General features: G+C 72.4%; 7 protein-coding genes. All 7 read right to left on the reverse strand.

The window, feature by feature from the left end; all coding sequences use genetic code 11:
• Positions 1-121: 121 nt before the first annotated feature.
• A complete protein-coding gene (locus GJV82_RS01925) occupies positions 122-2,128 on the reverse strand; it encodes an Ig-like domain-containing protein (protein WP_155098050.1) in 2,007 nt (668 codons plus the stop codon).
• Entirely contained in the window at positions 2,125-4,368 is a 2,244-nt protein-coding gene (locus GJV82_RS01930) for a glycoside hydrolase family 127 protein (protein WP_155098051.1), read from the reverse strand. Before GJV82_RS01930 ends, GJV82_RS01925 begins: the two co-directional genes overlap by 4 nt.
• Positions 4,369-4,573: 205 nt before the next feature.
• On the reverse strand, positions 4,574-7,150 hold the full coding sequence (locus GJV82_RS01935; RefSeq protein ID WP_155098052.1) for an immunoglobulin-like domain-containing protein: 2,577 nt from the start codon (positions 7,148-7,150) through the stop codon (positions 4,574-4,576).
• Between the two features lie 111 nt (positions 7,151-7,261).
• On the reverse strand, positions 7,262-12,199 hold the full coding sequence (locus GJV82_RS19810; RefSeq protein ID WP_225873016.1) for a family 43 glycosylhydrolase: 4,938 nt from the start codon (positions 12,197-12,199) through the stop codon (positions 7,262-7,264).
• A 298-nt stretch (positions 12,200-12,497) separates the two neighbouring features.
• Positions 12,498-14,912, reverse strand: coding sequence for a family 43 glycosylhydrolase (locus tag GJV82_RS01950; protein ID WP_155098053.1), 2,415 nt, complete (start codon positions 14,910-14,912; stop codon positions 12,498-12,500).
• A gap of 147 nt (positions 14,913-15,059) precedes the next feature.
• Positions 15,060-17,954 carry a beta-xylosidase family glycoside hydrolase gene (locus GJV82_RS01955; RefSeq protein WP_155098054.1) on the reverse strand — a complete coding sequence of 965 codons (2,895 nt, stop codon included), beginning with the start codon at positions 17,952-17,954 and terminating at the stop codon, positions 15,060-15,062.
• Between the two features lie 173 nt (positions 17,955-18,127).
• Positions 18,128-22,306, reverse strand: a complete 4,179-nt coding sequence (locus tag GJV82_RS01960; RefSeq protein ID WP_155098055.1) for a beta-L-arabinofuranosidase domain-containing protein — start codon at positions 22,304-22,306, stop codon at positions 18,128-18,130.
• Between the last annotated feature and the right edge of the window lie 189 nt (positions 22,307-22,495).

The following is a 22,495-nucleotide window of genomic DNA, read 5'->3' on the forward strand; positions in this document are numbered from 1 at the left end:
CCGGCGCCGGGCAGCGCTCGGCCCCCGCCGCTGCGAGGAGCGACGGGGGCCGAGCCGGACCCGGGCGGCGCCGGCACACCGCCCGGGGGTCGAGGGCCGCCCGGGGTGCCGGGCGGGGACGTCAGCCGCAGTCGAGCGCGTCGTACGGGGCGTCGACGCTCGCGGTCACCTCCTCGCCGTCGAGCACGGTCGTCGCCGTGACCGTCGCGGACCCCGCCGGGACCGCCGACGCACGCGCCGCGAACGACTGGTACGCGCTCCTGCCGGGCGTCACGTCCGCGAACGCCTTCTGGCCGAACGGCGTCGAGAGCGTCACCGCGACCGGGACGTCCTCGCCGTTCGTCGCGCGCACGGCCACGTACGCCGTGCCGGCCAGGCACCGCGGCGACACCTCGACGTCGACCGCGAGCGCCGGCCCCGAGCCGAGCGCGGGCAGCACGACCTGCTGCCGCGCCTCCTCGTTCCCGGCGGCGTCGGTCGCCGCGAACTCGATGACCTGGGGCTCGTCGGTGAGCGCGCGCGTGAACGGCTCGGTGTACGTGCCCCAGAACGTGCCGGGGCCCTCCCACTGGACCTTGTCCACACCGGAGCCCGCGTCCGTGGCCTGGAGCGTGATCTCGACGCTGCTGCCGGTCTCACGCAGCGTCGCGACGGTCACGGGCGCGACCGTGTCGACGCGCAGCTCGCGCGACCCGGTGCCGACGTTCCCGGCCTCGTCCGTGGCGCGCACCTCGACGGTGCGCACGCCCTCCTCGTCGACCGCGAACGGGCCCGCGTACGGGGCCCAGGGGCCGCCGTCGAGCGAGACCTCGACCGTCGGGGCGGGGTCGCGGTTGTCGGACGCCACGACCGAGACGGTCGGGTGCTGCACGTACCAGCCCGACGTCGCCGGGCCGGGTTGGGCGAGGACGGTCACCGTGGGCGGCGTCGTGTCCTCGCCCGTGTCCGGCGCGACGACGAACACGACGGCCTCGGCCGGGAGGTCCGTCCCCTCGACGTCGCCGGCGACGAAGAAGAAGAAGCCGTCGGGCTCGGCGTACTCCGCCGGGTCGACCGCGTCCCACGTGACCGGGACGCGGCTGTCCTTCGACGCGTCCTCGTACGCGGCCGTGACGGTCGCGGGGAGCCGCGGCGCGGCGCCGGCGAGCGTCACGACGCTCACGGTGTCGACGGCCGTGATCTCGCCCGGGTCGCCGTCGCGCACCCAGACCGTGCCGCTCACCGGCTCGACGAGCTCGGACGACGTGCCCGTGACGTCGAACGACCCGGGCTCGGCCACGTCGGAGGCCGCGACCTCCTCCCAGTCCACCGGCACGGTCTCGACCCGGCCGTCCGTGAAGACGGCGTCGATCTCGGCGGGCAGGTCCGGCAGGACGCCCACGTCGGTCGGCACGTGGACGGGCGTGAGGTCGATCGGCCCGTGGGGGTCGACGGGCTCGGGCTCGGCGACGCCGCCCGTGCCCCAGACCTCCCACTCGGAGACGCCGACCGCGGACCAGGTGCTCACGGTGGCGTCGCGCAGGGCCTGGAACGTGGCGCGCAGGCGTGTCGTCGTGACCGCGTCGAACGTCGTCTCGTTGAGCGCGAGCCGCTCGGTCGGGTAGCCGCTCGGGTTCGGCACGTCGACGAACGCTCCCGCGTCGGCGTCCCAGTACTGGATCACCCAGGACGCCGGGACGCGCACGTTGTCGCCGTTAGCGTCGGCGCCGTCGGTCCAGAACCGCACGACCGACCGGTCCACGGTGACGGGGGCGGGCCACGAGTACTCGAGCCACTGGCTCGCGGGCCGGTCGCCGCTCCACGTGGCCCACGTCGCGTCGTGCGCTCCCCCGGTGCTCACGCCGGCGCCGTCGTTCACGGCCTCGACCCGGTTCCACGACGCGGTGTAGCTCGCCTCGGGGGTGCCGATCAGGGCGACGTTCGACGACGCCTCGTCCGCCGCGGCGACGAGCTCGCGGTCGGCGGAGCCGCCGACGGCCCACGCCCCGACGCCCGCGCCCGTGAGGGCCAGGGCGAGCGCGGCCGCCGTGGCGACCACGCGGCGTCGGGCCCGGGACGCACCCGCCCCGGGCCGCTCGTCGAGCGGGATCACGACGGTCCCGCGTGATGCCTCGGTACGCCCGTTCATGCCAGCCTCGCCTTCCCCGCGGTGACCAGGACCCTCTGACCGTCGCGGCGGCTGAGGAGGCCGTCCGCGGTGAACTGCTCGACCGTGCGCTGGACCTTCGTGAGGAAGTCGGCGCGGTCGGCGAAGCCGCCGTCGCCCCACACGGCGTCGAGGAACGTCGTCCCGTCCGGCCGGGACGCGTTGGCGACGCCGCTGTCGAGACCCGCGAACACGACGCGGGGCTCGGAGCGCTCGACGTACATGTGGTACTGGGTGTCGTCGCCCGACCACGCGGGCTCGAACGTGAGGTCGCCGAGGCGGAAGTACCCGTCGCCCAGGTCGGTGAACGCGCCGTCGAGCGTGCCGTCGAGGCCCATGTGCGCGTACAGCGAGAGCCGGAGGTACTCGCGCGACGCGCTGCGCGCGAGGAGGACGGTCGGCCCGTTCTCGATGCTCTGGATCGCGGGGTTGTCGATCGTCGGCACGGCGCGGATGCTCAGCGGCATCGTCACCTCGACGACGTCGCCGGGCGACCACGAGCGGGACACGCTCACGTACGTGCCCGGAACGGCGTCGAGCTCCTGCTCCACGCCGTTGACCGTCACCGTGAAGCCCTTGCGCACCCACCCGGGCACGCGCAGGCGCAGGTCGAGGGGTCCGGTGCCGTGCACGGTGAGGCGCGTCGCCCCGACCTTCGGGTACTGCGTCTCCTGGACGACCTCGAAGCCCTTCTCCTCCCACGTGAGCGTGGAGGCGAGGTAGAGGTTGACGTACAGCACGTCGCCGTCGACGGACCGGAAGTAGACCGAGTCGCGGTACTTCACGTGGTTCTCGAGCCCGGTGCCGCCGCAGCACGTGCCGGTGTTGCCGTACTCGCGGCGCGTGCCGGGGTTGACGCCGTACATGTACGTGACGTCGGGGCTCGTCGACGACTGCGTGTTCCGCTTGGAGCCCACGACGTGGTTGAGCAGGCCGCGCTCGTAGAACTCCATGTACTTCGGGTCGAGCGAGTGGAAGTACAGCAGCCGCGAGAGCTTGAGCATGTTGTACGTGCCGCACGTCTCGGCGTTGCGCGCGCCGATGTCGCCCGCCACGGTGTTCGGCGGGCCGAACAGCTCGCCCTCGCCGTGCCCGCCGTGCGCGTACGTGCGCCCGGGCACGACCATGCCCCAGAACCCCTCGACCGCCCGGAGGTAGCGCTCCTCGCCCGTGCGGTCGTAGACCTTGAGGTAGCCGGGGAACTGCGGGATGTGCTGGTTCGCGTGCTTCCCGTCGAGCGTGTCCGTCCCGGCGGCGCAAGCGTCGACGAGCGTGTTGAGGTCGAACAGCCGCGCCGTGGCGACGTGCGTGTCGTCGCCCGTGATCGCCGCGATGTCGGCCAGCGCCTCGTTCATGCCGCCGTACTCGCCCGCGATGTAGATGCCCCACATGCGGTCGAGCTGGCTCTGCGGGAGCACGGAGAGCCGGCTGTGCACCCACGCCGCCATGGACGTGGCGATCTCGAGCGCCTGGTCGTTGCCCGCGAGGCGGTACGCCTCGACCAGGCCCGCCATGATCTTGTGGCACGTGTAGTACGGCGCCCAGATCTCCCCGTACGGCGCGTACTTCTCGAGCTGGCTGAACTGCCACTCGCCGTACGCGGCGAGGAACCCGGGGTGGCTGAACCGGCCCATGGCCGCGAGCGCCGCCTGGACCTCCCCGAGGCCCTCGACGATCTGGTCCACCTTGTCGCGGAACACGGTCTCGCCCGTGCTGGCGTACGCGAGGGACACCATGGACAGGAAGTGCCCGCCGTAGTGCCCGCGCAGGAGGTTGGCGGTCTGCGTGCTCGCGCGGCCCGGGTAGTCGTCGGGGCCCCACGGCTCCTCGTTGGCGTGGCCGAAGCCCTCCCAACCGCCGGGTGCGGAGGCGCCCTGGGTGTCGAGACCCGCGTTGCGCCGGAACACGGCGAGGACGCGGTCCACCGGGTACTGGCGCGCGAGGTGCAGGATCTGGTCCTGCGAGCGCGTCGCGACGCTGGGCGCGAGCGTCACGTCGGACATGGGGAACGGCTCGGCGACCCAGCCGTCGAGCGTGACCGACCGGTCGAGGGACCGCAGGAAGGCCCGGCTCACCGGGGGGCCGGACGGGACGGGGAGGGCGGGCACCGGTGGTGCGGCCGCGGCGCCGCCCGCGAGGGCGACGGCGCCGGTGGCCCCGGCGGCCAGGGCCCCGAGCCGCAGGACGGCCCGTCGCGAGAGGGTGGAGTCGTGCACGTGCATGAGCTGTCGCTCCTTCTCACTCGTCGTCGAGTGGTGGGAAGCGCCGTCGGCGGCAAGGAGGGAAGCCCCGCGTCCGACGCTCGTGCTGGTCGTCCGGTCGCCGTGCGCCGAGAGGGCGGCGTGCCGCGAGGGAGGGGCCGGTCGTGCGTACCCGGCCCCTCCCCCGCCGGCCGCGCCTCGGTGGCGGCGACCTCGCGGTGGTGCGTCAAACGCAGTCGAGCGCGTCGACCTGCGCCTCGTGCGTGGTCGTCACCTCCTTCCCGTCGATCGTCGCGACGCCGGTGACGGCGGCGGTCCCGGCCGGGACCGCCGTCGCGCGGGCCGCGAACGACTGGTAGGCGTTCGTGCCCGGCGCCACGTCGGCGACGGTCTTCTCGCCGTACGGCGTCGCGAGCGTGACCGTCACGGGGACGTCCTCGCCGTTCGTCGCGCGCACGGCGACGTAGGCCTTGCCGGCGAGGCAGCGCGACGTCGCCTCGACCGCGAGGTCGAGCTCGGGCGCCGGCGGCTGCTCGCCGTAGGCCGCGAGGAGCGCGGCGTGCTCCGCGGCCGTGATGGGCAGGACGGTGCCGTGGCGCGGGCTGCTCGGCAGGTGCGCGTCGACGGACGTCCACACGCCCGAGTCGAGGTCGGTGGACTCGAGCGGCAGGTAGCCCTGGCCGCCGTGGTAGCTCGGCTGGTCGACGAAGAGGTACCACCTCTCCTCGGTGTTGGACTTGAAGACGGTCGGTCCCTCGCCCGCGGTGAGCGTGCCGCCCCACGGGTTGGGCTGGCCGTAGCCGATCTTCTCGGCGACGAGCTCCCAGTCGGTCGAGCGCAGGTCGGTCGACTTCTCGAGGCGCGGGATCATGTACGCCTCGTCCTTCGTGAACCGGTAGTAGGTGCCGTCGTGCTCGACGATCGACGAGTCGATCATCCCGAGCCCGTTGCCGCGCTTCTCGTCGATCCACACCTGCGGCTCGGAGAACGTCACGAAGTCGCGCGTCGTGGCGTACATCATGCGCTGGTAGGAGTCGGCGATGCGGCGGCCGTCGGTCGACGTCGTCGGGTACAGCGCCGACGCCCAGTAGACGATGTACTCGCCGCGCTGCGCGTCCCAGAACGCCTCGGGCGCCCACGTGTTGCCGGCGTACGCGCTCGACACGGTGACCATGCGCTGGTCGGACCAGTGCACGAGGTCGGTCGACTCCCAGATCATCAGCGCGCGCGACCCGCGCTCCTGCGCGTTGCCGAAGTCGTTGCCGCCGTAGATGCGCAGGTCGGTCGCGAGGAGGAAGAACCGGTCGCCCTCGGGCGAGCGGATGACGAACGGGTCGCGCAGGCCCTTCTCGCCCAGCGACGACGTGAGCACGGGCTCGCCGTCGTTCAGCTCGACCCAGTCGAGCGGGTCGTTGCCGTTGCTCACGCTGAAGTAGACGGACTCCCCGTCGGGCGTGCTCTCGCCCTCGAAGTAGGGGAAGAAGTAGCCCTCGTAGTCCGCGTCGGCGGGCAGCGGAAGCACCGTGGCGTCGTAGGTGTGCGTCGCGGTCGCGCCCTCCTTCGTCGCGGTGACGGTGAGCTGCACGACGGCGGCCGGCTCGCCGTGCGGGGGCCGGGTCACCTCGCCCGTGGCGGAGACCGTGGCCGGGTCGGAGCTCTGCCACGCGAGCGTGGAGCCGTTCGCGCCCTCGGTGGGGAGCGTGAGGTTGCCGCGCACGTCGTCGAGGTGCGGCACGACGACGTGGCTCGCGTCCCACGCGACCGCGTCGGCGGGCGCGAGGTGGGCGAGGACGGTGACGTCCACCTGCGTGGTCCGTGCGACGGCGCCGCGCGTGACGAGCGCGGTGAGCGTGACGGTCGCGTCGTCCTCGCCCGCGGCGGGGCGCGTGACGGCGCCCGTGGCGGACACCACCGACGGGTCGGACGACGTCCACGTGATGATCGAGCCCTGCGCGCCGGAGGTCGGCAGCGCCAGGTCGTCCGTCACGGCGCTCGTGTCACCGAGGTCCAGCGCGGCGAGGTCGGCGTCGGCGGCGGCCGTCGAGGTCTGCTCGGCGAGCTCGACCGCCTCGCCCGCGCTCAGCGCGCGGTCGTAGAGGCGGAAGTCGCGCACCTGGCCCTTGAGGTAGCGGTCGCCCGAGTAGAGCGAGCGGCCGACGTAGTTCGCGGTCGTCTGCCCGCCGCCGATCTGGCCGGGGTCGGTCGTGACGTCCGTGGCCTGCGCGACCTGCACGCCGTCCTCGTAGAGCGTCGCGGTCGTGCCGGCGAGCGTGTACGTGACCGTCTTCCACACCCCGCGCTGGAGGTTGGAGCCCTTGGTGACGGTCTGCTCGGTCGTCCAGTTCCCCGTCGCGACCGACGTCCGGTACGCGTTGCCCGTGGTGAACAGGTAGCCGTCGCCGTTCGACCCGCTCGAGTTCCCGAGGCCGTAGACGAAGTACGGCGTGCCCTGGTCCTGGGCCACGAGCACGTCGAGGCTCACCGTGACGTCGGTCAGCCCGGCGAGCAGGTGGTCGGGCAGGTCGACGTAGTCGTCCGTGCCGTCGAGCGTCGTGCCGTCGGCCGCCACCGTCCCGCCCACCAGCGTGGCCGGGCCGAACGACGAGCCCTCCGCGAGGTTCGCCGTCGTGGTGCCGGTCGTGCTGGCGGCGTCGAGCGGGTACCAGGCGACGAGCCCGTCGTCGGTGGGCCCGCCGACGTCTGCGGCCGCGGGTGCGGCGACCGCGGCGGCGAGCGTGGAGACGGCGAGCGCCCCCACCAGCCCGGCGGCGAGCGCCGGGCGTGCTCGGTGTGTCCGTTCCATGTGTTCCTCTCCTCGTCGAGATGAAGGTCGTGCTCGTGAGGCAGAGCCCGCGGTCGCGGGGGAGAGCTCGGGGAGCCCTCCCCCGCGACCTGCGGCTCGACCTCGGGGGCGTCAGCCGCAGGCGTGCGCGGCGAACCCGACGTCGTACGTCGTGGTGACGGGGGCGCCGTCGAGCACCGCCGTCCCGGTGACGGTGGCCGTGCCCGCGGGGACGGAGTCCGCGCGCGTCGCGAACGACTGGTACGCGCTCGCCCCGGGGGCGACCCCGGTGACGGTCCTCGTGCCGTAGGGCGTCGCGAGCGTGACGTCGGCGGGCACGTCGCCCGCGTTGGTCGCGCGCACCGCGACGTAGACCTTGCCGGCGAGGCACCGTGGCGCCGCCTCGACCTCGAGGTCGACCGTGGGTGACGGCGACGCGTCGACCGGGTCCACGCTCTCCAGCGTCGGCACGACCTTCCGGATGAGGCCGTCGTCGCCGAACGTCAGACGGTCGATCGTCGTCTCGCGGTTCGTCCCGTTGCCGCCCGGGATCGCGAACCGGTGGTACGCGATATACCAGTCGTCCGTGCCCTCGACGTTGAGGATCGAGCTGTGCCCGGTCCCGAGGATGCCCTGCGAGGCGTCCTTCTCGAGGATCACGCCGCGGTACGTCCACGGGCCGTCGATGCTGTCCGACGTCGCGTAGCCGACGCGGTAGTTCTCCGAGCCCGTGTCGTCGATCGAGTACGTGAGGTGGTAGACGCCGTCCCGGTAGTTGAGGAACAGGCCCTCACGGAAGTCGGTCAGGCCGGGGATCCGCCGCAGCGTGTCCTGCTTGATCGACGTCATGTCGTCGCCCAGCTCGGCCATGACCGGGCCGTTCGACGGCCCGCCGTTGCCCCACAGGAGCCAGTACTTCCCGGTCTCCGGGTCGCGGAACGCGGCCGGGTCGATGGCCTGGCCGGACGTGACCGCCTCGCCGTTCGTGATCATCGCCGTCGGCTGCGCGGTGAACGGCCCCTCGGGGCTGTCGGCCACCGCGACGCCGATCGTCTTGCGGTCGTACGTCGGGTTGTGGCCGGAGAAGTAGAACCAGTACTTCCCGTCCCGCTCGATGATCGTGGGCGCCCACGCGTTGCCCGTCGCCCACGGGACGTTCCCGTTCGCGCCGTCGAGCGTGAGGAACGGCTGCTCCGAGCGCTCCCACATCACGAGGTCGGTCGACTTCCAGACGTAGAAGTCCTTGCCGCCCCACCCCGGGGTGCCGTCGGTGGTGGCGTAGAGGTAGAACGTGTCGCCGAACTGCGCGATGTTCGGGTCGGCGTACGTCCCGGGGAGCACGGGGCTGCCCATGACCTTCGCCTGGACCGTCCACGTGCGCGACGACCCGTCCGGTCCCGTGACGGTGTACTCCACGGGCTGCGTGAAGTCCTGCACCGAGCCGTTCTCGGGTGCCACCGTCGCGCGCGGCGACACCGTGAGGACCGGCGCGAGCGCGGAGACGTCGGTGCCCGGCTCGACCGCGAGCGTCACGGTCGAGCTCGCCCCGTCGACGATCGCCGGGACCTTGAGCGCGTCGAGCTCGGCGCCCGTGACGGCCGTGTGGTCGGCGCCGACCTGGTAGGCCTCGTCGGCGGTCAGCGCGCGGTCGTAGACCCGGAAGTCCCGCACCGAGCCCTTGAGGTAGCGGTCGCCCGAGTACAGCGAGCGGCCGATGTAGTTGGCGAGCGTCGAGCCGTTCCCGATGTCCTTCGGGTCGATCGTGACGCCGGTCTGGCGGCCCACCTCGACGCCGTCCTCGTAGAGCACGGCCGTCGTCCCGGACAGCGTGTACGTGAGGTGCTTCCACATCCCGCGCTGGAGGTTCGCGTTCTTGGTGACGGTCTGCTCGGTGGTCCAGTTCCCCGTCGCGATCGACGTGCGGTACGCGTCGCCCGTCGTGAACAGGTACCCGTCGCCAGCGGTGCCGCTCGTGTTGCCCAGGCCGTAGATGAAGTACGGCGTCGCCTGGTCCGTGGCGACCTTGACGTCGAGCGCGACCGTGACGTCGGTCAGGCCCGCGAGCAGGTGGTCCGGCAGGTCGACGTAGTCGTCCGTCCCGTCGAGGGTCACGCCCTCGCCCGTCCCGGAGAACGACGCGCCGTTGGCGAGCGTCGCCGGGCCGAACGACGACCCGGGCGCGGTGTTCGCCGCCGACGTGCCGCTCGTCTCGTCGAACGCGTACCGCACGACGAGGCCCGGGATCTCCGTGGTCACCTCGACGGCGACGTACGCGGTGTGCGACCCGTCGGCCGTGGTCGCCGTGACCAGCGCGTGGCCCTCCCCGACGCCCGTGACGAGGCCGTCGGCCGAGACCGTGGCGACGTCCGCGTCGTCCGACGCCCACGTGATCGCGCGCGCCGTCGCGTTGGCCGGCGTGACGGTCGCGGTGAGCTGCCGCGTGCCGCCGACGCCCACCTCGAGCGACTCGGGGGTGACGCTCAGGCCCTCGACGGGCACGACGTCGTCGGTCACGGTGACGACCGCGCGGGCCCGGACGCTCACGCCGCCGCCGACGGTGCCCAGGACCTCGAACGAGCCGGCCTGCGCGTACGACGCCGGGTCGACCGCGTCCCACGTGACGTCCACCGAGCCCGTGGAGCCGTCGGCGAAGCGTGCCGTGACGGTCGCCGGGAGCACGGGCGCGAAACCGGTCTGGACGGTCACGGCGACGTCGTCGACGGACTCGACGAACGCGTCGGGCTGGTACGTCCGCAGCAGGCGGTCGTACTCGGCCTGCGTCACGGGGAGCACCGTGCCGTGGCGCGGGCGCGACGGCATCTCGTAGTCGGTGGACATGGTCCACTCGGCCGCGTCGAGCGAGGTCGACTCGAACGGCACGTAGCCGCGGCCGCCGAACTCGTCGATGAAGAGATACCACTTCTCCTCGGTGTTCGACTTGAAGATCGTCGGCCCCTCGCCCTGGTTGATCCCGCCGCCGAGCGAGTTCGCCTTGCCGATGCAGTCGGTGATGAACTCGTAGTCCGTCGAGCGCAGCTCGGTCGCCTTCTCCGCGAGGATGAACTTGGAGCACGGCGTGGACGACGTGTTGTTCCGCTCGTCCTTGGTGAACCGGTAGTACTGGCCGTCGTGCTGCGTCACGGTCGAGTCGATGACCGAGTAGCCCGGGTCGACCCACACCTGCGCCTCGCTGAAGGTCACGAAGTCTCGGGTCGTGGCGTACATCATGCGGTTGTACGTGTTGCCCGTGTGGTCCGGGTCGTCCTCGGCGTAGAGCTTGGACGCCCAGAACACGACGTACGCGCCGATGGTCTCGTCGTAGTACGCCTCGGGCGCCCACGTGTTGCCCGCGGTGTCGGGCGAGACCTGGACGAGGCGCTGGTCGGTCCAGTTCACGAGGTCCGTGGACTCCCACACCATGATCGACTTGGAGCCCGTGCGCTGGGACGCGTCCCAGTCCCCGTTGCCGTAGATCTTGAGGTCGGTCGCGATCTGGTAGAACTTGTCGCCCTCGGGCGACCGGATGATGAACGGGTCCCGCAGGCCCTTCTCCCCCAGCTCCGACGTGAGGACCGGCTTGTTGTCGTTGAGGTTCTGGTACTTCAGCGGGTCGTTGCCCTGGCTGAGCCCGAAGTAGACCTGCTCGCCCGTGGCGGTGCCCTCGCCCACGAAGTAGGAGAACAGGTAGCCCGCGAGGTCCTCCTGCTCGGGCAGCGGGGGCACGTGCGCCTCGAGCTCGCGCGTGGCGGTGGCGGCGCCGACCGTCACCGTCGCCGTGAGCGTCACGGTCTCGGCGTCCTCGCCGTGCGCGGGGCGGGTCACCTCGCCCGTCGGGGTGATCGTGCCCGACGACGACGCCCACGCGACGCCCGCGCCGTGCAGGCCCGTCGTGGGCAGGGTGAGGTTGCCGCGCACGTCGTCGAGGTTCGTCACCTCGAGCGCGGCGGCCGCGGCGTCGGCCTTCGCCTGGTCACCGTCTCCCGGCAGGACCGTGACGTCGAACGTGCGCGTCTCGGTCGCGCCGCGGAGCGTCACCGTGGCGGTGAGCGTCGCCGTCGCGGGCTCGTCGCCCGCGGGGCGCGTGACCGCGCCGCTCGCCGAGACGACGCCCTCGTCCGAGCTCGTCCACGCGACGGCGGAGCCGCCGACGCCCTTCGCGGGCAGCGCGAGATCCGTGACGACGGCGCTCGTGTCTCCCAGGTCGAGCGCGGCCGCGTCGGCCGCGACCGCGTCCTGTGCTGCGGCGGACGCGAGGTCGGCGACCTCCTGCGCGGTGAGCGCACGGTCGTAGAGCCGGAAGTCCTTCATGCGGCCCTTGAAGAGGTTGTCGGCGGCGTAGGCCGACTTGCCGAGCGCGTTCGCGGTCGTCGTGCCGCCGCCGATCGCGCCGGGCGTGATCGTCACCGCGGTGTTCTGCCCGACCTGCGCGCCGTCCTCGTACAGCCGCGCGGTGCCGCCGCCGAGCGTGTACGTGACGGTCTTCCACACGCCGCGCTGCAGCGCGGCCGCGGGAGTCTTGACGGTGTTCTGCTCGCGGCCCCACGCGAGGTCGGAGATCGTCGCGCGGTAGCTCGCGTTGCCCGTCGAGAAGAGGTATCCGTTCCCCGACTGCGGGCTCCCGACCGCCGGGTTGCCGAGGGTGTAGAAGAAGTAGTTGCCGCTCAACGACGCGTCGACCCACACGTCGGCGCTCACCGTGACGGCGTCGTAGCCGGCCAGGAGGTCGTCCGGGAGGTCGACGTGGTTGGACCCGCCGAAGGTCAGTCCCTGGCCCTCGCGCCACCCGCCGCCCGTGCCGACGAGCGTGGCGTCGAGGCCGTGGCCGGACGCGTCGTGCGCGACCGTGCCCTCGGTCTCGTCGAGCGGGAGCCACAGCCGGAGCCCGTCCGCGGTCGGCTCGGCCGCCGTCGGGACCGGAGCGGGCGCCGTGGGCAGCGGGCCGGCGGCCGCCGCGCCCACGGGCGCGAGCGGTGCGACCAGCGCGAGGCCGAGCAGCGCGGCGAGCGAGCGGCGCCGGCGTCGGGTGCGGGGCTCCGCGGGCGTCGGGGGTGGTTCGTGGCGTGAGGTCATCGGTGACTCCTCGTCGTCGTGCCCGGCGTCGGCGCCGGTCGCGGGTCCGCCGTCGGACGCGCGTGTGAACGCTAACATGTGAGCGCAAACATGACCAGGGCCTCCTGTGCCGACAACGATGTCGAACTGCGACGAGCCCTCCCGCGGCCCCGCGGAGCAGCGGCCCGGCGCGCCCGCGGACGGTCCGCCGCACGTCCCCGGCCGTCGCCCGACGACGTCGCCCGGACGTCGACGGCGGCCCGCACCACCGGGTGTGGTGCGGGCCGCCGTCGGTCACCGTGCGGGTCGTCGCGGAGCGTCAGCCGCAGGAGAGGTCGCCGTAGGCGGCCTCGTGCGCGGTCTCGACCGCGGTGCCGTCGAGCACCGCGGCGCCCGTGGCGCTCGCGACCCCGGCCCCGAGCGACGCGGACCGCGCCGCGAACGACTGGTAGGCGTTCGCGCCCGGCGCGACGTCCTCGGCGACGCGCGTGCCGAACGGTGTGGCGAGCGTGACGTCGGCCGGGACGTCGCCCAGGTTCGTCGCGCGCACCGCCACGTACGCCTTGCCCGCGAGGCAGCGGGCGGACGCGGTCACGTCGAGCTCGACGGCCGGGCCGGCGGCGTCGGCCGCGAACTCCCACGTGTCCACCTCGACGAGGTCGACGCCCGCGGGGCCGGCGAACGTGAAGTACACGTCGTGGACGCCGCTCACGCCCTCGAGGGCGGCGGTCACGTCCGCCCACTCGCCCACGGGGGTGTCGAGGTCGAGGGTGCCGACCACGGCCCCCTCGCGGTCGTCCAGGCGCACCTCGACCGTGGCGCCCTCGACGAGCGGCTTCACGCGCGCCGTGACGCTCGCGGCACCGACGCCGAAGTCGACCGAGGACAGCGCCGACCAGTCGCCGTCGTCCACGTCGCGGACGACGAGGTTCGGCGCCTGCGTGCCGAACTGCGCCGAGCCGCCGTCGACCTTCGCCGTGGCCAGGCCCTGCTGCCAGGCGAAGGTCTCCGCCTCGATCACCCGGAACGGGTCGAGGTCCTTGACCTGGTCCACGCCCGCGTAGTCGCCGACGACCTGCTGGACCGTGCCGTCCGCGTTGAACGTCAGCTCCTGGATGTGCGGGCTGCGGTAGCCCTGCGTGGTGCTGCCGTTGATGCGCTTGTTGAGCGTCGGCGCGTGGTACGTGAAGTAGTACTTGCCGTCGAACTCGAACACCGACTGGTGGTTGTTGCCGCCCGTGCCCGCGCCGAAGAACTGCGACTGGTTCGGGAACATCACGCCGGCGTACGTCTCCTTGGGGAACGACATAGGGTCATCGGAGATCATGTAGCCGATCTGCCCGCCGCCCGGGTACCCCGGGAGCGTGGCCTGGTTGCCGCCGAAGTCGTTGCCCCCGAAGTGCGACGAGTACGACAGGTAGTACTTGCCGTCGCGCTCGAAGACCTGCGCCGCCTCGAACGCCACCGGAGCGTCCACGACGGCCGCCGTGCCCTGCGTCGAGACCATGTCGTCGCCGAGCTCGATGACGCGGATGTTCTTCGGGTTGTTGAACCGCTCCGCCGCGGGCATCGACGTCGACGCCGGGCCGCCGCCGAAGTAGAGGTACGCGCCGTCGTCGGTGACGAGCGGCGCCGGGTCGAACTTCCAGGCCACGGCCTCGGCGCCCGGGGTGCGCCCGTCGATGAGCGTGCTGTCGCGCTCGCTCGTCCACGGCCCGAGCGGCGACGCGCCCGTGATGACGTTCGACGACCCGCCGCCGTTGGCGTAGAAGAGGAAGTACTTGTCGACGCCGTCGACCGTCTTCTTCGCCATGCCCGGCGCCCACGAGTTGTTCGTGAACGGCGCGACGCCCTGCGGCCCCGCGACCTGGATCTCGCCGTGGTCCGTCCAGTTCACGAGGTCCTCGGACGAGATGAGCGTGATCTGGTTGATGCTGCCGTAGTTGATCTGCGGCGAGACGCCCGTCACCGGGTCGGGGGCGTAGCCCTGCGTGTCGTTCGTCATGTACATGTACACGCGCCCGTCCTCGACGAACCCGAACCCGTCGGCCCCGAACTTGTGGGAGATGAGCGGGTTGTGCTCGCCGGGCACCTTGCCGAGCACCTCGATCGTCTTCGAGGGCGGCCCGGGCGGGGCCGCGCCGACGACGGAGACGTCGTCGAGCACGAAGTCCATGAGGTGCGTCGCCGGGTCGGCGGACGGGTTGCTCGTCCACGGCGTCTCGAAGAACAGCCGCGCGGTGCCGACGTTCTGGTCGGCCGGGATCGTGAACCGGCCGTCGAACGTCGCCCACTGGCCCTTGGTCGCGGTGACGCTCACCAGGTTGGTGTACGTCCCGCCGCCGTAGTGCATCGTGGCGAAGAACTGCTTGGTGGCCGGGGCCGCGGCGGCGTCGTAGCGGATCTTCGCGGTGAGCTCGTACGTCTCACCCGCGCGGACCTTGCCGCTGAGGTCCTGCATCGGGCCGGAGCCCGTCGTCGCGCGCTCGGTGGTGAGCACGGCGGCCTCGCCCGAGAACGCCTGGTCGGTCGTCGACAGCACGGCCTTGTCGGTCGCGTTGCCGTTGTTGACGAACCAGCCGGTCGTCCCGTCCTCGAAGCCGCCGTTGACGATCAGCTCCTCGTCCGCGGCGTACGACGGCAGCGCGGCCAGCGACGCGGAGAGCAGCGTCGCGAGCGCGGCTCCGGCGACGGCGCCGCGCAGGCGACGTCGTCTGCGGTGGTGCGTGTCCATGGATCCTCCTCGATCGATGTGGTGCGCGTCCGCGCGCCTCGCGCGGACGGTCGTGCCCGACGGCGGTCCCCCGCCGTCGTCCTGCGTCCTCCCTCCTCTCGTGCCGACCCGGCGAGCAGCCGGGGCGGCTCACCGGGTCGGCCGCGGTCAGCGGCCGTACGACACCGCGCGGGTCGTCGTCACCGCGTCGGTCGAGCGCGTGACGGTGACCGTGGCCTCGCCGGCCGGGGCCTGACCGAGCCGGCTCGCGAACGCCTGGTACGCGTTCGCGCCAGGCTCCACGCCGGCGAAGGTCCGGCTCCCGTACGGGGTGCTCACGACGACGTCCACCGGGACGTCCTCCTCGTTCACCACGCGCACGGCGACGTAGTCCTTGCCGGCGAGCGCGCGAAGGCTCGCCTCCGCCGCGAACGCGACGCCCTGGGTCGGGGCGGGCTCCAGCGACGCGACGGCGAGCGCGAGCGCCCGTGCGGGGGCGTCGGCCTGGTTCTGGGTCGACGGCGCGGTCGTCGACCGCGCCCAGGCGAGCGCCTGCTCGACCGCGGCCCAGGAGTCCGGCGTCCAGCCCGTCGGGTCGAGTCCCTCGGCCTCGGCGACGACGGCGTCGAGCGCCGTCCGGTCGGCGCCGCCGTCCGCGTCGAGCACGTCGCTCAGGAGGAAGTGGTCGAAGTCGACGTGCCCCCCGGTCTGCTCCTTCGCGTAGGAGAAGAGGCCGAACCGGTAGCCCATGAAGTGGGACAGGCTCCAGTCCATGACGAGCGGCCCCTGGCGCGGCCCGAGCGGCTGCCACGTGCGCCCGTCGAGGCTGTAGGAGTACTGCACCCAGAGCTGGCCGTCCGGCGAGGCGAAGTCGGCGTCCGCCTTGAGGTGCACGTCCGTGCGCTCGCCGAGCGGGACCTGCGAGCCGGGGACGAACGACTCGACCGCCTCGCGGTCGATCGTGTCCGTGAACGGCTGGAGCCGCGTGACGAGTCCCAGCGTGCGCTCGCCGGCGACCTGCTGGACGCCCGCGTACGCGAAGCTGCGGCCGTAGACGGCCAGGCCGGCGACATCGCCGTCGAGCATCCCCGACACGTCGAGGCGGGTCTCCGCGGAGGCCGTCGGCCCGAAGGTGCGCTGGCCGAGCGTGTTGCGCGCCTCCTCGAGGTAGGTGAGGTCGCGCCCGGGCGCCTTGGTGTACTCCGCCTCGCCGGTCACGACGTGCCCGTTGGTCAGGCGCAGCCAGCCCTCGCGCTCGGTGAGGGACCAGTACCGGTTGTCCGGCGCGTGGTTCCACTGCCAGGCGAGGTCGAGGTCCGAGCCGTTGTACGACACCTCCTCAAGCGTGGGCGTCTCGACGTCCGGCGCGCGGCCGACCACGGACACGTCGTCCAGCAGGTACTCGACGCTCGACGACGGCGGCTGCGGGTTCGCCCACGGCGTCTCGACCGCGAGCTTGAACGCGCTCACGTCCGTGCCGGCCGGCACCGTGTAGGTGCCGCTGACCGTGGTCCACTCCCCCGGGGTCGTGTCCGCCCAGGCCAGGGTCTTCACGCCCGCGCCCCAGTCGCCGACGAGGTTGAAGCGGACCTGCGCGGGCCCGGTGGCGTACCGGACCCGGGCCGAGACCTCGTAGGTCACGCCCGCCTGGATCTTCCCGCCGAGCTGCTGGTTCGGTCCCGACCCGTTGAGCGTCCGGCCGCTGACGCGCAGCGCCGCCGCCCCCGACGCCGGGCTGCTCCGGTCGAGCGCCAGGGTCGCCCCGAACTGCGCGGCCCAGGGCGCGGTCGTCGCGTCCTCGAACCCGGGGTTGGCGACGAGCTCGACGCCGAGCAGGGACTCGTCGTACGTCGGAGGCTCCGGGACCTCCCAGACGGTGTCGCTGAACGCGCGGTGCTCGGCGTCGTTCGCGAAGTCGTCGGAGGCGACGATGCTCTTCAGCCGCTCGCGTCGCTCGGTCGCCTCGTCGAGCACGATCGGCTTGGCGAACGTGTCGCCGACGCGGACGACGCCGTCGTCGCCGAACGTCGGCCAGCCGTCCTCCCACGTCGCCGGGATGAGCGCGGGGATGCGGCCGAGCGGGTAGGTGTCGCGGAAGAACATCCCCCACCACTCGTAGCCGCCCGCGCCGTCGGGCACCTCGACGAGCCCGCCCTGGGCGAAGCCGTCCGAGTTCAGCGCGCTGCGCGCCTCGTACGGGTTCGACCCGTCGGCGGTCTCGTAGCGCCCCAGGAGGTGCGGAGAGCGGAAGAGCACCTCCTGCCGGTTCTGGCCGCTGGGCCACGTGATGATCGCGACGTAGTACTCGCCGTCGATGTAGTGCACCTGGGCGCCCTCGAACAGCCCGCCGATGAACCGCTCGCCCGCGTAGTCCTCGGCACGGAAGATGTTCGGGAAGTCCGCCTCGATCGCGGTGAGGTCGTCGTTCAGCCGGACGGCGCTCGTCGCGCCCGAGCCGTAGAAGATGTACGGCGTCCCGCCGTCGGCCTCGTCGAAGAACAGCGACGGATCGTGGAACCCCCGGCCGAGCGCCGTGCGCTCCCACGCGCCGTGCTCGACGTCGTCCGTGCGGAACAGGTAGGACCCGCCCAGGTCGTTGGTGTTGAACACCACGTAGAAGGTGCCGTCGTGGTAGCGCAGCGACGACGCCCACTGGCCGTTGCCGTAGCCGTTCCGACCGTTGCGCAACGACGACACGTCGCCCACGCCGAGCCGGTCGTAGACGTACCCGACGATCTCCCAGTTCACCAGGTCGTAGGACTTCATGATCGGCGCACCCGGAGCGAGGTGCATCGTCGTGCTGATCATGTAGTAGACGTCGCGCCCCTCGTCGCTCTCGGCGGCGGGAACGCGCGCCACCGAGATGTCGGGGACGTCGCTGCGCAGCAGCGGCACGCCGTACGTCCCGTCACCGCGGTCGGTCGTGGTCAGTCCGGTGATCGTGCCTGCTCCCCCCGGTGCGTCGTCCGACTCGCCCGGCACCACGGCGGACGCCGTGCTCGCGCCGAGCGCGAGCACCCCCGCCAGCGCCGCGGCGACCACGGTCCTCACCTGTCTGCTCATCTCGTTCTCCTCCTCGTCGAGGTCGTGCTCGGATCGTGCGGAGATCGGTCTCGATACCGATATCGACCTCCGGCGCCGCCGGGGAGGGCCCCGGTTCGCCGAGGGAGCCCAGGGCTCGCGGCCCCGGCACTCCCTCGACGAACCCTGGTGCTCCCCCCCGGCGGACTGCGGTTCTAGGCGCAGGCGCGGGCGTCGACGGCGACGTCGTACGCCGTGGCGACGGGTATGCCGTCGACCACCGCCGTGCCGCTGACGGTGACGACACCCTCGGGCACCGACGTCGCGCGCGACGCGAACGACTGGTACGCGCTCGCGCCCGGGGCGACGGCCGTGAACGACCTCTCCCCGAACGGCGTGGTCAGGGTGACGTCCGCCGGCACGGCGCCCGTGTTCGTCGCCCGCACGGCCACGTAGGCCTTCCCGGCGAGGCAGCGCGAGGACGCCTCGACGTCGAGCGGCACGACGGCCGCCGTCCCGGGCACGATCTGGACCGTGTACGTCGTCGCGGTCACGTGGTCCTGCGCGACGCCGACGACCTCCACGGTCCGGGCGCTCCCGTCCGCGGAGAGCGGCACGACCCGACCCTGCGTGTCGTCGACCAGCACGCCGTCGACGCGCACGAGGCCGCTCGGCACGTGCGGGTCGGCGTCGAGCACGACGCTCGTCGTGCCCTCGGGCACGGTGAGCGTGTAGTCCGTCACCGCCGGGTCGAACGCGGGTGCGAGCGACCCCGTGTCGAAAGCGAGCGCGGCGAGCCTCGGTGTCGTGTCGTACGTCGCGGCGCGGTCGACACGCACCCCGAACACTCCCCCGGCCCAGCCGCCCGTCGCCTGGAAGCGCACGGTCACCACGGGGATGCGCTCACCGTCCTCGTCGAGCACGTACTCGCCCGCGCTGTCGACCTTCCAGCGCGTGCCCTCCCCGATCTCGAGGTACTTCGCGGGGAGCTGCGTCGTGTCGACGTAGAACCCCTGCTCGTCCTTGGTCGGGGCGTTCGCGACGGTGGTGATCGTCTTCAGCTTCTCGTCGTTGACGTACACGTCGAACACGCGGCCCTGGTCGCCCGAGTAGAGCGTGACACCCAGGTGGTTCGACGTCGACGCCGGGTCGATCATCAGGTCGTAGCTGAACCAGCCGGTGCCGTTCGCGTGGCGGAACTGGCGGCCCGAGAACGTCCCGACCGACGACCCGCTCTGCTGGAGGTTCTTCGCGTTCTCGAAGTTGTTGTTGTCGAAGCTCGTGAGGCTGTCGACGGTGCGGTCGGCGTCGCGCAGCTCCTGCTTGGCGCGCAGGATGCGCTCCTGCGACGCCGCCGAGTCCGGCTCGTCGAGGTCGAGGTAGAGCCCGTAGGTCACGTCCCAGTTGGTGTGGTGGGGCGTGAACACGAGGTCGCCGCCGTCGGCGGTGTTGCGCAGACGGAGCTGGATCCGGCCGTCCGCGTCGTCCTCGACGCGCACCAGGTTCTCGGTGATGCGCTCCTTCCACTCGTCCGCGCCCATGCCGGCGGCGGTGATGGTGGTCTGCGCGTCGGCATCGCGCGTCGACGAGCGCACGAGGATGCCCGTGCTCTGCGACGCCGGCTCCGGCACCTCGCCGAGGTCCGCCGACAGGACGACCGGCCCGTACCGGAAGGCGACGAAGTACGGGTTGTCGGGGGTGTCCACGACGGACGCCGCCATCGGCATCGTGTACCGGACGACGTCGCCCGCGGTGACGGGCAGCACGACGTACCCGCGCGACACGTGCGGCTCGACGGCGGCGCCGTTCACCTCGACGCCCGGGTCGCCGGCGATCCACGACGGCACGCGCAGGCGCAGGGTCGCGCCCTCGGCGACCGCACCGCCCTCGAGCGCGTCGACACGGAAGGTCACCGTGTCCTCGTTCGGCAGGTTCGCCTCCTGCGTGAGCCGCAGGTTCTGCTCCGCGTGCTCGACCGTCGAGGAGAAGAACATGTTGACCCACACGGAGCCCTGCCCGGTGAAGTAGATCGAGTCACCGAGCTTGGAGAAGTTCTCCATGCCCGTGCCGGTGCAGCACCAGAACTCGGTGAACGGCAGGTTGTACACGCGGTGGTAGCCCGAGGCCATGGGGTTGAAGTACGTCGTCGTCCCGGTCTCGGGGTTCTGCGACGCGAGGATCGTGTTGATGAACGCGTTCTCGTAGTAGTCCGCGTACCGCACGTCCTTGCTCAGCTTGAACAGCTCGCGCGCGAGCTTGAGCATGTTGTACTCGTTGCACGTCTCGGCCGTCTCGGCGTTGCGCGCCGTGCCCTGCTCGGCCGCGTGCTCGTGCAGCGAGCCGGGTGCGTGGAAGTGCTCCGCCTGGCTGTTGGCCCCGGTGACGTACGTGTGGTCGCGCACGACGATGTCGAAGAAGTTCTCCGCCGCCGCGAGGTACATCGGCAGCTCGTCCTTCTCCGCCGGGGTGAGCAGGTCGTAGTACTCGGGGTTCTGCGTGAACACGCGGTAGCGCTTGAGCGCGCCGAGCAGCTTGGGGATCTGCGTGTTGGCGTGCTTGCCCGGGAGCACGTCCTGGCCCGCGGCGAGCTGGCGGAAGAACGCGACCTCGTCGAACGCCTCGGCCGCCTCCTTGATGCGCACGTCGCCCGTGAGGTCGAACAGCTCGTACAGCGCCTCGTTCATGCCGCCGTACTCGGTGCGCAGCATGACGTCGGTGCTCGGCAGCTTCGAGACGCGTCCCTCCACGTACAGGCCGAACTCCGTCGCGACGGAGAGCGCCTGGTCCCCGACCGGCCCGTCCACGTACTCGGCGACGTCGAGCAGCCCCGCGAGCACCTTGTGGAGGTTGTACCAGGGCACGATGACGTTCTCGTCCGACGTCCCGGTGCCCTGCACCTGGTCGAGGATCGACTCGCGGAACGCGGACACGTACCCCGCGGAACCGGGGTGGGCCGCCGCGTAGGCGTCCTGCACGCGCGAGAGCCCCCCGACCGCCTCCTCGATCTCGGTGAACAGCGCGTCCTTGGTCGCCGGGTCCTGCGTCGACGACCACGACATGGCGAGCGCGGACATGTAGTGGCCGAACGCGTGGCCGCGGAAGTTCACGGCGTTGCTGCGCTCCCAGCCGCCGTAGCCCGCCGGCGTCGTCGGGGCGAGCCCGCCGACCTTGTAGAACTCGTAGAGGAACGTCTCGGAGTCGAGGCTCAGCAGGTACTCGTGCTCCTTCGCCGCGGCGTTCTGGAGGAAGTCGTCCGAGAGCAGCACCGACGGCAGCCCCGTGTCCTCGAGCGGCGTCTCGTCGACGAGCGCGGGCACGACGACCTCGAGGTCGCGCGTCACGGGATCCCCGTCGAGGTAGCGCACCGTCGCCGTGAGCGTCACGTGCGCGTCGTCCTCGCCGATCGCCGGCCGGACCACGGTCCCGTCGGTCGCGACCACGTCCGGGTGCGACGACCGCCACGTCACGGTCGACCCACGCGAGCCCGTCGTCGGCAGCACGAGCGCGACGGTCGCGCGCTCGGGCAGCGACAGCGCGTCGGCGTCGTCCTGCGCGATGGCGTCGCGGTCGACCGTGCGCCCGCTCTCCTCGTAGAGCCCCACGACGTCGCCGAGGCCGGCGACGGCGTCGTACACGCGGTAGTCGTCGAGCGCCGCCTTGAGGTAGGCCCCGTTGTACTGCGGCCCGTTGAACCCGATCGTCTTGGGCAGGGCCGGGTCCGAGCCGAGCACGCCGGTCGCGTCGCCGCCGACGGCGTTCGCGACCGTGGACGGCACCTTCTCCCCGTTGCGGTAGAACGCGACGTCCTTGGTCGCGTGGTCGTACGTGACGACGACGTGCGTCCACTCGTCCGCGGGGAAGAACGCCGCGCGGTCGGAGCTGGCCACCCGCACCTTGTACGGCTGGCCCGACGCCGGCCCGACGGACAGGGCGAGCGGCACGGTGTCCGACTCGCTCGACAGGTACCAGCCGTCCGAGTTGTACGCGCGCTTGTTCCACGTGATGACGTGCTCGCCCGACAGCTTCCCGCTGGGCTCCACCCAGAACGAGAGCGTGAGGTCCTCGGGCTGCAGCGCGGTGGAGGTGCCGAGGTCGAGGTACGTGCTCCCGGCGAGGCGCAGCGCCTGCCCTCTCCCGTCGACCCCGTCGACGTACGAGTAACCGGTGGGCGGCGAGCCGTCGTGGCCCTTCAGCGTCACGGGGTGGGCGAGCGCGCCGGAGTCGGCGACGTCGCCGTCGAACGCGAGGTCGAGGACGGGCGCGGGCAGCGCGTCGGCCGCGACGGCGGACGGCGCCCACGTGGTCAGGGCGAGCGCGGCGGCGGCCGCCACGGCGGCCAGCCGGGTCGCGCCGCCGGGTCGACGGCGGACGCCGTCCGTCGGTCGGGGGTGCATCGTTGCTCCTCAGGGTCGCGCGCGGGCGTCGTCGCCCGCGTGTGGGAGGTCGAACAGGTGGTCACGCGACGGCGTCGTCGCGCGGTCGTGCGAGAGCGGCCCGCGCACGACGCGCGGGCCGCGCCCTCGTGGCCCGCCGGACCGGCCACGAGGGAAGCAGGCACTCGCGAAGGAGGACCGGCGGTCGCG

The sequence above is a fragment of the Cellulosimicrobium composti genome (assembly GCF_009711085.1).
Lineage (GTDB): Bacteria > Actinomycetota > Actinomycetes > Actinomycetales > Cellulomonadaceae > Cellulosimicrobium > Cellulosimicrobium composti.

Excerpts from the sequence above, each read along its gene's own strand:
- GJV82_RS01925 (WP_155098050.1), bottom strand. The coding sequence starts at position 2,128 with ATGAACGGGCGTACCGAGGCATCACGCGGGACCGTCGTGATCCCGCTC.
- GJV82_RS01930 (WP_155098051.1), bottom strand. The coding sequence starts at position 4,368 with ATGCACGTGCACGACTCCACCCTCTCGCGACGGGCCGTCCTGCGGCTC.
- GJV82_RS01935 (WP_155098052.1), bottom strand. The coding sequence starts at position 7,150 with ATGGAACGGACACACCGAGCACGCCCGGCGCTCGCCGCCGGGCTGGTG.
- GJV82_RS19810 (WP_225873016.1), bottom strand. The coding sequence starts at position 12,199 with ATGACCTCACGCCACGAACCACCCCCGACGCCCGCGGAGCCCCGCACC.
- GJV82_RS01950 (WP_155098053.1), bottom strand. The coding sequence starts at position 14,912 with ATGGACACGCACCACCGCAGACGACGTCGCCTGCGCGGCGCCGTCGCC.
- GJV82_RS01955 (WP_155098054.1), bottom strand. The coding sequence starts at position 17,954 with ATGAGCAGACAGGTGAGGACCGTGGTCGCCGCGGCGCTGGCGGGGGTG.
- GJV82_RS01960 (WP_155098055.1), bottom strand. The coding sequence starts at position 22,306 with ATGCACCCCCGACCGACGGACGGCGTCCGCCGTCGACCCGGCGGCGCG.